We start from the raw sequence: 13,182 nt of genomic DNA, 5'->3' as shown, positions 1-13,182 counted from the left end.
TTTCTATCTGGTGCTCCATATAGATGTGGAAATAACCAACACAGACATAGAGAGATATAAAACTAATCCATAGCGTAACGAGCTTCAGTTACAAATTAACTTTGATGTCTTTCCGTGTATTTTGTGGCGTTTTTTGTGTATTCATAATTAATAAACTAAAAATTAAACCCAAAATGAAACCCCGGTTCTCCGAAGACAAATTTCGACCATTTGTCGTCTAGTTGTTTAAATTCATCAGGCATTTTTGTGTGATAAGCACGGTGGGTAATTGCAATTGATGGTTGAATAAAAAATCTATCCTTAAATAGTTTGATGTGATAACCAATGCGGTAGGTATTAAAAATCTGAAACCCGTTGTCAATTTTTTTGCCTTTGTCGTTTACAAAATCTTGATAAGAAGGCATTACATTAAGTTCGGCATATAAACTTTCCCCAAAAAATCGTTGGTATGCCACTGATAAGCCATACTCACGAATGTACCCCGGAAATTTTTCTTCCTTCTTTCCGTACGCTTTGTTTAAAAATGGGTGAATACCATTTGGCCAGGCATATTTCCAGGTTTTTGGTTCTAATGTAATGACATCTTTTCCTGTAATGCGATAGCCAAAATTGAGTTGAGCGAAGTCGGGAGGGTTTGTGGAAGCCAAATTACCTAATAAAAATACAGTGCTACCAACGAACCACCGTTTGTAAGTGCTGTCTGTCTTAGCATATTGTGCACTGAGTTGGAGCGTGCTTGTCATCATCAAGACAAAACCAATGAATAAAATTTTCTTTTGCATTTCCTTTTCTTTATGTAAAACGATATTGCAAAAGTAGATTGACGAGTTGCCATAACTCGTTCACTTAAGTTAAGAAATACATTTTAGCTCTTTCTTTAAGGCTTCTTTTTCTTAACCGGCTTGATGATACATCTTTTACTTACCTCGTAAATTCAACGACTTGAGCACTCACAGTTATCGTTCTTCTGACATAGAAAGGAGCAAAACCACTGACGTGTTCCTCTGTCATCACGTTGATTATGGCTTTGGAACCATTCAACAGGTTGGCTTTTTTCATCATCGTTGAATACGCATTTTCGTACAATTGCCTTTTTCTCATACCTCCAATTGCCAATACATATGATACCTCCGAACTTCCGCTTACCTGATCAATTACTTTGAAGTTGTTCCCACTTAAGTGTACCTCCGTGGCGTTTTGATTGTGGTTGGTAACAAGGGCGGTACCAATCCCGCATGAACTAAGAAATGCTGTGAGCAATATCAATACGGAATAAATGCCGGTCTTTTTCATTGTAGTATTTATTTATTTATTTATTGTTAGGAATGTATTAAACTTTAAATGCGAAATGCAGGTCCGGGTCACCGATGAAGTGCTTTTTCCACTTGTTGTCTTGTCCTTTAAAAATTTCCGGCATGTTGGTGCTCACAGGACAGGACATGGCCACAATGGAAGGTTTTATAAAAAAACCTATTCTTAAACGGGGAAGCGGTTGGGGGGATTATGTTGAAAGGTATTCGGTTAATTTCTCGATAAGGATACTAAAAGTTATACCCAAAATGAAACCCGGGTTCATAGCCAAAGTATTTAGGCCATTTACTTTCTTTTAATTCAAAAGATTGTGGTACCTTAGTCCTTACAGGCCAATGAGTAAAACCTATAGATGGTTCAAAAAAGAAACGGTTTTTAAAAAACTTAAGCTGGTAACCCAAACGGTAGGTTAAATATAGCGTGTATCCATTTCCAATTTTTTTATTATCCGCATGCATGTATTTTTCAAAAGCGTTCAGTGCATGAACGGATGTATAGACTCCCTTCCACCAAAAACGCTGGTATGCTAAGGTAGGGGCAAGTATGCGTGCATGTCCAGGATAGTTTTCTCCCGGCGCATCAAATGATTTTCCCCAAGGGATACCTAATGGCCAAGAATAAATGGATCTTTTAAATTCAAAGGAAACAACATCATTAGGGGTTATTCTATATCCAATATTTAATTGTATAAACTCAGGATTGTTTACTTTATCAAAATTTCCTAACAACAAGAATGTACTCCCAACGAACCACCTTTTGTAGGTGCTATCTTGTTTGTCATATTGTGCATTCACTTGTAGACTGCCTGCCAACATTAAGACAAGTCCAATCCATAAAGATTTCTTTTGCATTTCCTTTTCTTTGTGTGAAACGATACGGCAAAAGTAAATTGGCGAGTTGCCATAATTCGTTCACTTAAGTTAAGAAATGCATCTTAGCTCTTCTTTTCAAGAATTCTTGCTCTTAGTCTGCTTAATGATTGAGGTTTTATACCTAAATAGCTCGCTAATTGGTGTTGTGGGACACGTTGAATAAGGTCTGGTCTATTTTGCAATAAGTTCAGGTATCGTAGTTCAGGCGAAGACGTCTTAAACTCGTCAAAATTGATCTGTTGTTTGGCTAACAATTCTTCCGACAATATTCTACACATTATGTCAAACTTTGGAAATTTATTGTTTATCTCTGCGCTTACATCAGAATTTGAGATCAAAAGAATGCTGTCTTCGACACAACTAATGAAATATTCGGAAGGAGTATTAGTTAAAACACAATGAGGTGTTAAGGCGTCCATTTCGGTGTAAAAAGCGGTAGTTTTTTCTTCACCATCTATGATGTAATATTTCCGTATGCATCCTTTTAAAACAAAATAGAAATCTTGTGATTTTTGTCCCTCTTTGAGTAAAGTTGTCCCTTTCTTTACCGAGTGAAACAGGTCTAACGAAAGTAGTGCGTTCTTCTCATCTTCTGTCAGAGAAATGTAGTTAGATATAAAGTCAAATAGTGTGTCTTGCATTGTTTTTGTATATTATTGCTTTTTGTACACTTGCTACCAACTCGCCGATTGACGCACGCTCAACACAAAATCGCAATGCGTACTTTGTGTTGTCGTAGAGTAAGCCTGGTTGGTCATCGCACCAAACGCCCGTTTACCCCGACACCTGGCCTACTACCAAACCCTTTTCAATATAAGTGAAAATGGCTCTCAAATCATTATCTTCTGCTGTAATGTTTTATTTTTTAGACCTCGCCTGAGTTTGTGAGACGAATCCAGACGAAGGTTAATACTCTTCGAAAAGGTAAATGGAGAGAGGGGGTATCACGCCCCAGCCGCCCGTTCCGGCAATTGGGCAACCACCCATTAACCGTTTCCGCCGTCCTTCCCCGCTACCGGAAGCGGGCTGAGTTGATCAGCCGCACCCTGGTGCTGTTGTGTCAGGATGCAGCTGTACTGCTTTTGGACCACCGGCACTTTCCGGCGCGAAAATAGAATAGCGGCCGCAATCCGGCGGGAGGCTTCGTTGTTGCGGCTCACCGAGCAATCCCGATAGCCCGGCTCTCGCCCAAACTGGATGGGCCGGAGCCCAGGAGTCCATACAAGAGGGAAAGTCGCCGGAAAGCATCGTGATTCAGCTAATTTCCGGCGAAAATGGGGTATTTGAGGGCGATGCGACAGGACAGGATTAAAAGAGTAATTGCAAAAAAGTCATCCAATCTTTCTTAAATTGGGTCATTGATTAAATAATTGCTGATGATACAACAGTCCCTATCTATTAAAAAACAGGTCAACTAACCTGCCCCCTTGAATAAAAAGAGGACAGTAGTGTAGACGAGTGACTTGACCTCATTTACCTCACATAAGAAAAATATACTTTCACTTCATCATGAAAAAGATAGTACTGGCCCTAATTGCCCTTTCAAGCGTATTCGCACACTCAACAAGTGCCCAGCCGGACAACCGGACAACAAGCCAAGAAGCCATTAAATCAGTTATTACCAACTATGAACAGGCTTGGAACCGCCACGATGCTAAAGCATTAGCCGAGCAATACCATACGGATGCCACTTGGGTCAACTGGTTTGGTGCCTATTACAAGGGCCGGGCTGAGATTGAGAAACACTACCAAACAACCCACACGACCTATTTTAAATCGACTCAGTTTACCACCCGTTCCATTGAGGATATAACCTTCCTCAAACCGGATATGGCACTGGTTCATGTCCGTACGGACCTAAGTGGCGATGAACGCTATCCGGGCCAGACCTTCCGGTTTCGACGAACGATCCTCTTAACCAACAAAGAGGGCAGTTGGCGCATAGTAGCAGGCCAAAATGCTAAGCTTAATGAAGGGATAAACTAAGATTTACCAAGTGAATTAAATGCACGTGACGCTTTATTTATCACCATAAATGGTGTCTAACGAGTTATAAAATAATACAAATTTCTCACTCGGCTTCTGTTTTAAAATCCTCCATATCCTTGCCATCCGCTCGGTTTTGCGTATGATCTTTATACTGTAATTCCGCAGGAAACTCCAGAACGTCTGGACATTCTGTTTACAAATCTGATTGAAGTTGCCGAATACGCGCCATTTGGCAATTTCGATCAGGGCGGTCAGAATGCTCTTGCTGTGTTTATACAGGGGCAGCTCGTCAGATTTGTCGCTGTCCTACACGTCCCTTGAAGGCGTTGTTGGAAAGCAGATTGTAGTACGCGATGGAGGCCCGGCTACAATCGTCGATGGCTTGTTCTGCAGCGAACCATAAAACATTTAGTATTTAAATCACTTATGTTATTTAAAGAAGACCGATTGGGCTGAAAGCAACTTACACAAAACGATTTTGATGATGAATTTATCCGGCATCTCCTCCCACATCCCCTCGACCCAGCCTGAATGGGTGAAGCGTTTTGCCAAGTTTGGCCTGATGGCCAAAGGAGTCGTTTACTGCCTGGTGGGTATACTGGCGTTTATGGCTGCTTTTGAAATCGGCGGCAGTACGGAACGTAATCTTAACAAACAGGGAGTCTTTCGATTTATACTGGCTCAACCGTTTGGGCAGATTTTGCTGGCACTGGTGGCCGCAGGTCTGGTCTGCTATGCCCTCTGGCGGCTAACGCAGGCTTTTCTCGATAACGAGCACAAAGGGACCGACGCCAAAGGCATCGGTCGTCGGTTAGGGTATGCCTTCAGCGGGTTGGTTTATGGATTCCTGGCGTATGGTTCTTTCCGGATGGTATTGGGTAGCCGGGGTAATCAGGGGGGGGGGCATTCGCGCCAGACCCTCGTTCGTGAAATTTTGCAGAAACCGTATGGCCAATGGCTCGTCGGCCTGATTGGCCTGTGTATCATTGGAATCGGGTTATACCAGATCTACCGGGCTATGTCTGGTAAATACCTGAAAAATGTCCAGACCTCATCCATCAAACCGGAACTGAAGGAGATGATCATCCGATCCGGGAAAATTGGATACATCGCGCGGGGCATCGTCTGGGGCCTGATCGGGTATTTATTTATAAAAGCGGCCATGGAGTCTAATGCCAGCGAAGCCGGAGGGAGTAGCAGTGCTTTTGCTTTTCTGGAGAAAGCCAGTTACGGCTCGTTTCTGCTTGGCGCGGTAGCCTTGGGGTTGTTCTGCTACGGTATATTCATGTTTGTACGCGCCCGGTACGAAGTGATCAACACGAATAGTTAAGTCGCCCGGACGAGCAGGTTAGCCGGACCGGGTCTCGCAAAGAATTTTATAAATTGGCCAATTTGTAGCTTTCAACCGTGCTCTTCATCACACCCGGAAAACCGAATGGGTCAGAACCAACGTGGAGTTCGTTGTTGCCCGATGAAAGAAACCGTGTGATCGCCTGACGATTTGATCTCGTTCGATCATGATCTGTTCGCCAACTACCGGCATTTTTTAGCCGGGAAGACAATCATAAAGGGTGGTACACTCGTGGAAAATTGAAATAGAGTAGCCTCAGTGAACTCGATTTAAGTCCAGGGCTACAGGTCGTTCGATCAACTTATGACTCTTGAGCGTATGGCACTCTAATTTCTGTTTACATTGGGGTCGAGTTGACCAGCCGCAACACGATGCTGTTTGCCAGGTGCAGTACGGTTTTCTGATCACCGGCCGTTTTCATTGAGAGGATAAGATGGCAGCAGCAAACCATCGGGCAGGTTCAACATTGTGCATTAGAACGTCAGAAAGCAGCTTCTTGATCAGCGCCGGTCAGGGATTCGTCGGTTTTGTTCAGGTCCGGGTTTCCGACCGAATGGCGAACGCCGGGTGTGCTGGCGCAGATTCCCGCACGTTCCGCTGGCAACAACCTTGTCCAGAATGTTGTCGTCGGTACCTAAGGTCATCGTAAGTCGACAAGAGTACCCCTTCATGCTTTAACTTAATTTTTCAGCATCTCATAGAATTTTTTCACCGCATTCTTTTCATAGGCTTCTTTGAGAGAAACGATCATAATGGTTCGTCTCATGTTTTTTCCTTTGATGGGGATGGCCACTACATCAGGATCGTTTATACTGATATCACTTAATATCGTGTGCCAATGCCCTGTTTTTACAATTTCAAATAAAGTAGGTATATCATTTATCTCCATACAAATATTCGGGTCCAGATTTTTTCGGCGGAATGATTCCTCAAAAAACTGTATCGTGCTGTAACCGCTAAAAGGCAAAGCCAATGGGAGCTCAGCCACTTCATGAAGTGAAATCGTGCTTCTTTGGGCCAGCGATGATTTTTTAGCTGTTACCAGCACCATATTCGAGCTTAAAAGAGGTTGATAGTTCAGGTGTGCTTCTTCAGACTTTTCATGGAATATCAACACAAAGTCAAATTGATGCAGATTAAGTCTTTCGAGGAGGTCTTTTGTGGTGCCAAATACAACCTGGATTTTAATATTCGGATAGTATGTTGCAAACTGAATCAATGTTTTGGCAAAAGGAATCCGCATGGAGTAAATCACACCGATGGTGATTTTTCCCGTAATCAGGTTTTTCAAATCTTGCAAAAGCAATAACCCTTCATGAGCTTTATTTATGCACTGCAAAGCATACTCACCAAACAGGTAACCAGCTTCAGTAACTGTAATCCGTTTTCCGATACGGTTAAATAACGGAATCGTTAATTCGTCTTCCAGTTGCTTAATTTGCTGAGAGAGCGTGCTTTGGCTGATATTCAAAGCCTTGGCAGCTTCCGTAAAATTTAATAATTCTTTGGCTTTTAAGAAATAGTTGAGCTGTCTCAATTCCATATTTCCAAATCGGTTTTATCGATTGATTTCATCGAAAAATAGCGTTTTGTAAAGATAAGTACAGTTTAGATATTTGCGGAGTATGGGTTCAAATTGAGCATTTTACCTCTTAAATAGATTACGTATGAAATGTAAACTGATCGTATCATTTTTTCTTTTAACCGCTGGTTTTACTGCGTTTAGCCAGGAAAAGGAATCTCGAAAATCTACAGGGAAAAACACGGCTGTAGTTGAAAAAGCCTTGGTTAAAGTATCCATTATGTACCCTTATGCCGAAGGTAAAACATTTAACATGGAGTACTATGAGACCAGGCACATGCCTATGGTAGCAGGGTATTTAGGATCGAATTTGGTTAAATACACCATTGAAAAAGGCCTTGCCAGTGGAATTCCTAACCAACCTCTGCCTTTTATGGCTATTGGCACATTTTATGTGAAAAGCTTAAGTGACTATCAAGCGTCTATCGGACCAAACAGGGATGCCATTCGTGCGGATTTTCCAAATTATACCAATATCAGTCCTGTCATTCTGGTGAGTGAGGTGGTAAAGTAAACCGAACATCTTGGCAAACAGGTGTAACTGAATGTTGGATCGCTTGCGTTGTAAATTCGTCTTCGGAAAGAGGCAGGCTTTCCAGGATTGAATACGAAAAGAAGACCTACTACCCATTACCCCGGATGCGGACCGTCCGGGGACACTAGTCATTCTTCAGGACTTCCGCCGGATTGCTCTTTGCCGCCTTCATTGTCTGCGAACCGATCATCAGAACGGCGATCAGCAAGACTACCAGCAAGCCGGCGAACAACTCGGCAATTTGCACGGGGGTGTGATACGGAAAATTCGTGAGAACAACCTTTTCGATGAACAGGTACGTGACGGGCAGCGCGATGAGGGCCGATATCGATAGCAGAACGAGAAAACCGCGGCTCAATAAGTAGACCAGGTTGGAGGCACTTGCACCCATCACTTTGCGGATGCTAATCTCCTTCAGCCTGGTTTCGGTCGTAAACGACACCATGCCGAACAGCCCCATCGATGCGATCGAAATGGCGAGGATCGAAAGAAAACCAATGATCTTGATCAGGATGGAAAATTCGCTGTAGGCTTCTTCAATTGCTTCATCAAAAAATTGGGCCTGAAAGGGATGAACACGATCGATCGCCTTCCAGGCCGACTCGATCCTGGCCAGGGTCGCCCGCAGATCCGTACTCTTAATTTTAACATTTAGGGTGGCCTGGTCTTCGGGAGTCCAGAACATCAAGGCTACCGGCCCGATACGATTCTCGACTTTGCCATAGTGAAAGTCTTTCATAACACCAACAATGGTCATCTTGCGGCCATTGGTGCGAAAATTACTGAATGTGATCTGTTCCCCGATGGCTTTAGCTGGATCGTTGGCCCTGATGTTGAACCGTTTCAGGAATTGCTGGTTGACGATCACTTCGGTGGCAGCGCTGGCGGTAGTGGGTCGTGCCCTGAAATTTCCTCCGGCAATAAGCTGGTATTCATGCAGGGGCAAGTAAGTTTCATCGACGTTATTGGTCAAGACCAGCGCGGAGTCCCGCGAATCTTTGTATTTCATAAAACCGCCCCACGCATTCCCAATGCTGGTGACGATTAACGACCGGGACAGGCCCGTTACTTCCGGCATCTCGCGTAGAGCCTTAAGAAGAGCGTCCGGTTGATTACCCTGCATCGGGATGTTCAGGATGTTCTCGGTGTTGAATCCCAGATCGAAGGCCAGGATGTTTTTATACTGCACATAGCCGATGGCGGTGGTTGTTATAAAAATCAGAGTGAGCGTATATTGAACCACCATCAGGGCGCGTCGGAGGGTAAGGTATTTAAATCCTTTTAGCGACCGGTGCGCCGGGGCGGACCCATTGCGAAGCGCATTGATCGCGCTTACTTTCGAAAAGAACAGGGCCGGCATCAAACCGGCAATCACACCGACGATCACGGCGAAGACGATAAAGGCTGCGATCCGGGACGGCGTGAGCTCGAGCTTTACCATGCGCTGCATCTCCGGAGCCAGATTGATCAGCAATGGTCTTAATACGAGAAAGATACAGAATGAAAGGAGAAGGGATGCCAGCGAGATCAGGATGGCTTCCACCAGAAACTGTTGCTGAACCTGACTCTTTCCGGCACCGATCGCTTTGCGAAGACCTACTTCCTTAAAGCGTCGCAGGGCCCGTGCGATCGAAAGATTGGTATAATTGAAACACGCAGACACGATCACAACGAATGCAAGACCACCGAGTATCCAAAGTACAACCGGAGGCAGGTGAGGACCCACGGAGCCAGAACCACCTTCGGAAGGGCGATGGTTTTCGCCGACCACGATCTGGTACAAAGGAAGAAGTTCGAGTTGGATCTTCGTGTTTTCTTCAGCGAGATTTTCGGTCCTGGCAATGGCATCGAGTTGTGACTGAATTGCGGTCCTGTCGGCAGATGGAGGCAGCCGGAGGTACACGTAGCTTGACGACAGGTTTGTCCAGGTGTCGAAATTATGGTTACTCCTGTTGAGCTGCTCGGCCGTTGAAAGGGATACCAGCGCTTCAAAAGTAAGGTGCGAAAAGAAGGGAACGTCCTTCACAACACCGGTCACCCGGTAATAAAGCGCATTGAAGTTGATTGACTTGCCCAGTGCAGATTGGTTGCCAAATAGCTTTTTCGCTGCTGTCTCCGTAAGAACAATCGAGAAAGGCTCTTTCAGCGCCGTATCGGGATTGCCTTCCAGCATCGGGAATGTAAAAATTCTGAATAGTGATGGATCGGCCCAGAATCCCTTGATGGGAAGAATATGGTCGCCAACCTTCGCATCCTGCGAAAAGTCGTTGTGCAAAATGGCTACGTCTTCAATGCCGGTCACTTTCTCCCGAATGAGCTTTCCGGTTTTTACCGAGGTGGTTGCAAACTTGCCGCTTTGCTCACGGTTTTTAGTCAATACACTGGTAATGCGATAGATCCGTCCACCATGCTCATGAAACCGGTCATACGAACGAAGGTCGAAGATGAATGCGATGAGCAATAATCCGACCGACATGCCGATGGCAAGACCAGCAATATTGATAAACGAGAAGAGCTTGTTGCGCATCAGGTTCCGTCCCGATGTCTTGATGTAACTTCCAATCATGATCCAGTTGGTGAAAAGGTTGACAACTCCTGTTCTGAATTCCACACACCTTCAGAAGAACCTGAGGGCATGATACCGGAGAACCGCTTGGCGCGACGCAGCCCGATGAATTGTACGTTCCGCTCAATGTGTTCGTTTCGGATGTAACGGTAACTTTTTGCAAGAATACCGGGCTAGCACATTCCGAATGAAAAAGTGGGGTGAAGAGGGCTGAAAATGGGACGAATGCTTCACAAAAGGGATTCAAATCCACCCGTTGCGTACGCTCAACATCGATCAAAAAACCGGCTCCACGTCACTCTGCCCTCCGGCGAATAAGGCCATGGCTTGATGATGTGGAGCCGGTTCTGATAAAAACAGGTTATTTTTTCAGGAACTTAATGCTTTGGCCCTGTTCACCCGTCGTAGCCTGCAGAATGAAGAGTCCGGCTGGCAACGGATCAACCCCAAACACCTGATTGTCTTTTCGTTGGTCGGGATTGATGGTCCGGGTTTGGAGGACATGGCCTTGTAAATCGGTAATCCGCAACTGGATTGGTGCCTGAGCGGACCCTGCCAGTTGAACACGGAGTTGGTGACGTACGGGGTTTTCCAGGATTCGAACCGTCAGTTTTTCGTGATTGTCGCTTTCTCCAAGACGGGCGTTCCGATTGGGGCTACAATAAGCGGGTAAATCAAAAAGATAATTTATGGTTTTACCGCTTTGGGTGGCCTGAATGGGGATGGGTTTGGGGTCAAACCGTAAACCGGCTTCCACCGTTCCCGTTTGGCTCGTGGCACTGGACCGGGCGATTCCCGGCGCCGAAAAAGAAATGGGGGAGCCATCTCCGCCCGTCGTGTTGAACGTAATGGCCCCGGTATTGCAATCGTACGTGGGCTGGGTAAACGACAGGTCACTTCCCCCCGGAGAAGGCTGCCCGCCGTTGCAGTACGCTTTGAGGTCAAATGCAAGGCTTACCGTTACGCCACTTTGGGTGGCCTGGATGGGGATGGGCTTGGGGTCAAACCGCAAACCGTCTTCCACTGTTCCTGTATGGCTCGTGGCACTGGACCGGGCGATACCCGGCGCTGAAAAAGAAACGGGGGAGCCATCTCCGCCTGTCGTGTTGAACGTAATGGCCCCGGTATTGCAATCGTAGGTGGGCTGCGTCAGCAACAGGCTACCTCCCCCCGGAGAAGGCTGCCCGCCGTTGCAGTACGCTTTGAGGTCAAATGCAAGGCTTACCGTTACGCCACTTTGGGTGGCCTGGATGGGGATGGGCTTGGGGTCAAACCGCAAACCGTCTTCCACTGTTCCTGTATGGCTCGTGGCACTGGACCGGGCGATACCCGGCGCTGAAAAAGAAACGGGGGAGCCATCTCCGCCTGTCGTGTTGAACGTAATAGCCCCGGTGGCACAATTATAGGTCGGCGTCTTGAGCTGCAAAGCATTACCTGAAGCCGCCTGTCGACGGACCCAAACGGCCACTTTCCCCCCGTCATCGATCCCGCCAAATGTCCGGGGTGATGCCGTAGTACCCGCTATCAGGTAGGTTCCGTCGGGATTAACAATGACGCGCCGGGCTTCATCATTTCCAGGGCCTCCCCCTTGTTCCTGCCATTCGATGTCCAAATTGGGAGAGTACTTCGTGATCCGGTAGTTCGAATGTGGTCCATTGGGATAGCTGTCTGTGGATTTATCAACGGCAATACACCCTCCATCGGGTGTTGTGGCTACTGAAATTGAATGTTGACTGTTATTTTCTTCCGAATCAGGCAATGGAACGCCTTGAATGATATTGAGTTGTTCGTCGAGTTTAAACACCGCCCTGGATGCAATCCAGCCGTAATTTCCGATGGCAAAATAACCGCCTTTCCGCGAAGAAAGCGCGCGCAGGACGCCGTTCTGGCGGCCTACACTTTGCCAGACAATCGTGCCGGTTTCATCAATTTTAAAATCGAATGAAAGCCCATAGGTCATATCCGGATTGCCAGTGATCGCAGGATCACTGGACGTAGCATGAATCAGATAACCTCCGCCCTCAGAGGCCCGAATCGCTTTAAATAAAAACGTTACTCCGCTTCCGCCTATCGTTTTATACCAGCTTAAAGTAAGGTTTTGGTCAACTTTCGCTAACACAATGTCCAGACGCTGGGTAGGGCTATTCAGAGGGGTATCATAACCAATCAACAGAAAACCACCATCCGGAGCGGGAACCATATCGCCCAGATTACGCTGTATGGTGAATTTATTGGGCAGGTCAAGGGCGCTGTTATAATTTATGTAACCAGCCGGGTTAAGACGAATAAAGCCAATACTGATCGGAGCAAAATTTGATGAAAAATTTCCCGCTACCACAATGTTCCCATTTGGCTGGGTTTGGATTCCGGTGGGGAAAAAAAAGTTAGGCAGAGCGGTTGTCCAGGCGACTTTGCCGCTTGGATCCAGTTTGGTAACGAACGGTGTACTCGCATTGAAGAAAAAGGGGCTTGCCATGATGACACTACCCCCGTCAGGCGTGCGTGCTATTTCTACGGAACTAAAAAGGTCGCCCCGGCTAAAATCCGGCGTATTGGTTTTATCGAAAACCGTTTGCCAGTAGACCGGTGGAACAGGGGACTGGGCCAGCAGGGAGGAAATACTTCCCCACAGCGCGACGAAAAGTAATAACCCCTGGCGTGTCAGGGTTAAACGGTAGTTGTTTTTCATACGAAATGAAAGGGGAATAGGGATGTAAACTTGTTTAAACAGCCAGCTCTTGCACAATTAGGAGCTGTATGCGGCTTAAAGTTAAAAAAGAATACAACTATGTTAATATTAATTTTGTGTGTAGACATAAACTGACGCATTAACGCTATAAACCGTATTGATCGATAGCACTATCGAACATATAAGATTTTTCAAGTTTAGAGGGCTTGGAAAGCCATTAAATTACCTTAAACCAGAATAGTTGGGGAGGTCAGCGTGAATAAAATGGTGTGCTAATTTGGATAATT

The 13,182-nt window shown here is 45.8% G+C and carries 12 protein-coding genes; 3 read left to right on the top strand and 9 right to left on the bottom strand.

Annotation, left to right across the window (positions count from 1 at the left end):
• Window positions 1-155: 155 nt before the first annotated feature.
• The 5 genes from F0P93_RS29000 to F0P93_RS31630 all read right to left on the bottom strand — a co-directional run bounded on the left by F0P93_RS29000 (window position 156) and on the right by F0P93_RS31630 (window position 3,343).
• The gene (locus F0P93_RS29000; RefSeq protein ID WP_150881301.1) at window positions 156-782 is read right to left on the bottom strand and encodes a hypothetical protein; all 627 of its coding nucleotides are present in this window, start codon (window positions 780-782) and stop codon (window positions 156-158) included.
• A gap of 139 nt (window positions 783-921) precedes the next feature.
• Complete coding sequence (locus tag F0P93_RS28995) at window positions 922-1,293, bottom strand: DUF6567 family protein (protein WP_150881300.1); 372 nt, start codon at window positions 1,291-1,293, stop codon at window positions 922-924.
• 248 nt (window positions 1,294-1,541) lie between these two features.
• Entirely contained in the window at window positions 1,542-2,162 is a 621-nt protein-coding gene (locus F0P93_RS28990; protein ID WP_150881299.1) for a hypothetical protein, read from the bottom strand.
• Window positions 2,163-2,245: 83 nt separating this feature from the next.
• Complete coding sequence (locus F0P93_RS28985) at window positions 2,246-2,824, bottom strand: Crp/Fnr family transcriptional regulator (RefSeq protein WP_150881298.1); 579 nt, start codon at window positions 2,822-2,824, stop codon at window positions 2,246-2,248.
• Between the two features lie 345 nt (window positions 2,825-3,169).
• Window positions 3,170-3,343: a hypothetical protein gene (locus F0P93_RS31630; RefSeq protein WP_191908951.1), complete on the bottom strand. Its 174-nt coding sequence runs from the start codon at window positions 3,341-3,343 to the stop codon at window positions 3,170-3,172.
• Between the two features lie 349 nt (window positions 3,344-3,692).
• Here F0P93_RS31630 and F0P93_RS28980 point away from each other — a divergent pair, with 349 nt between their 5' ends.
• Window positions 3,693-4,169 (top strand): YybH family protein, encoded by a 477-nt coding sequence (locus F0P93_RS28980; protein WP_150881297.1) that lies wholly within the window; start codon window positions 3,693-3,695, stop codon window positions 4,167-4,169.
• Between the two features lie 484 nt (window positions 4,170-4,653).
• On the top strand, window positions 4,654-5,502 hold the full coding sequence (locus F0P93_RS28975) for a DUF1206 domain-containing protein (RefSeq protein WP_225309696.1): 849 nt from the start codon (window positions 4,654-4,656) through the stop codon (window positions 5,500-5,502).
• Window positions 5,503-6,023: 521 nt separating this feature from the next.
• On the opposite strand, the gene F0P93_RS31625 is transcribed toward F0P93_RS28975, so the two are convergent.
• Together F0P93_RS31625 and F0P93_RS28970 are read right to left on the bottom strand one after the other, a co-directional pair.
• On the bottom strand, window positions 6,024-6,167 hold the full coding sequence (locus tag F0P93_RS31625) for a hypothetical protein (RefSeq protein ID WP_191908950.1): 144 nt from the start codon (window positions 6,165-6,167) through the stop codon (window positions 6,024-6,026).
• 35 nt (window positions 6,168-6,202) lie between these two features.
• Entirely contained in the window at window positions 6,203-7,066 is an 864-nt protein-coding gene (locus F0P93_RS28970; RefSeq protein ID WP_150881296.1) for a LysR substrate-binding domain-containing protein, read from the bottom strand.
• A 124-nt stretch (window positions 7,067-7,190) separates the two neighbouring features.
• Here F0P93_RS28970 and F0P93_RS28965 point away from each other — a divergent pair, with 124 nt between their 5' ends.
• A complete protein-coding gene (locus tag F0P93_RS28965; RefSeq protein ID WP_150881295.1) occupies window positions 7,191-7,619 on the top strand; it encodes an EthD family reductase in 429 nt (142 codons plus the stop codon).
• 145 nt (window positions 7,620-7,764) lie between these two features.
• Here the strand turns inward: F0P93_RS28965 and F0P93_RS28960 are convergent, their stop codons facing one another.
• Both F0P93_RS28960 and F0P93_RS28955 read right to left on the bottom strand, forming a co-directional pair.
• A complete protein-coding gene (locus F0P93_RS28960) occupies window positions 7,765-10,206 on the bottom strand; it encodes an ABC transporter permease (protein WP_150881294.1) in 2,442 nt (813 codons plus the stop codon).
• A 361-nt stretch (window positions 10,207-10,567) separates the two neighbouring features.
• Complete coding sequence (locus tag F0P93_RS28955; RefSeq protein WP_150881293.1) at window positions 10,568-12,895, bottom strand: T9SS type A sorting domain-containing protein; 2,328 nt, start codon at window positions 12,893-12,895, stop codon at window positions 10,568-10,570.
• Window positions 12,896-13,182 lie beyond the last annotated feature (287 nt).

It is taken from the genome of Larkinella humicola, from assembly GCF_008727875.1.
Classification (GTDB): Bacteria; Bacteroidota; Bacteroidia; order Cytophagales; family Spirosomataceae; genus Larkinella; species Larkinella humicola.
The sequence above is the reverse complement of the archived record's forward strand: the minus strand, read 5'-3'. Positions and strand labels throughout refer to the sequence as shown.

Bases quoted from the DNA above. Each gene is read 5' to 3' on its own strand.
- F0P93_RS28960 (WP_150881294.1), bottom strand. From the start codon at position 10,206: ATGATTGGAAGTTACATCAAGACATCGGGACGGAACCTGATGCGCAAC.
- F0P93_RS28970 (WP_150881296.1), bottom strand. From the start codon at position 7,066: ATGGAATTGAGACAGCTCAACTATTTCTTAAAAGCCAAAGAATTATTA.
- F0P93_RS28965 (WP_150881295.1), top strand. From the start codon at position 7,191: ATGAAATGTAAACTGATCGTATCATTTTTTCTTTTAACCGCTGGTTTT.
- F0P93_RS28980 (WP_150881297.1), top strand. From the start codon at position 3,693: ATGAAAAAGATAGTACTGGCCCTAATTGCCCTTTCAAGCGTATTCGCA.
- F0P93_RS28990 (WP_150881299.1), bottom strand. From the start codon at position 2,162: ATGCAAAAGAAATCTTTATGGATTGGACTTGTCTTAATGTTGGCAGGC.
- F0P93_RS28955 (WP_150881293.1), bottom strand. From the start codon at position 12,895: ATGAAAAACAACTACCGTTTAACCCTGACACGCCAGGGGTTATTACTT.
- F0P93_RS31625 (WP_191908950.1), bottom strand. From the start codon at position 6,167: ATGACCTTAGGTACCGACGACAACATTCTGGACAAGGTTGTTGCCAGC.
- F0P93_RS28975 (WP_225309696.1), top strand. From the start codon at position 4,654: ATGATGAATTTATCCGGCATCTCCTCCCACATCCCCTCGACCCAGCCT.
- F0P93_RS28995 (WP_150881300.1), bottom strand. From the start codon at position 1,293: ATGAAAAAGACCGGCATTTATTCCGTATTGATATTGCTCACAGCATTT.
- F0P93_RS29000 (WP_150881301.1), bottom strand. From the start codon at position 782: ATGCAAAAGAAAATTTTATTCATTGGTTTTGTCTTGATGATGACAAGC.
- F0P93_RS28985 (WP_150881298.1), bottom strand. From the start codon at position 2,824: ATGCAAGACACACTATTTGACTTTATATCTAACTACATTTCTCTGACA.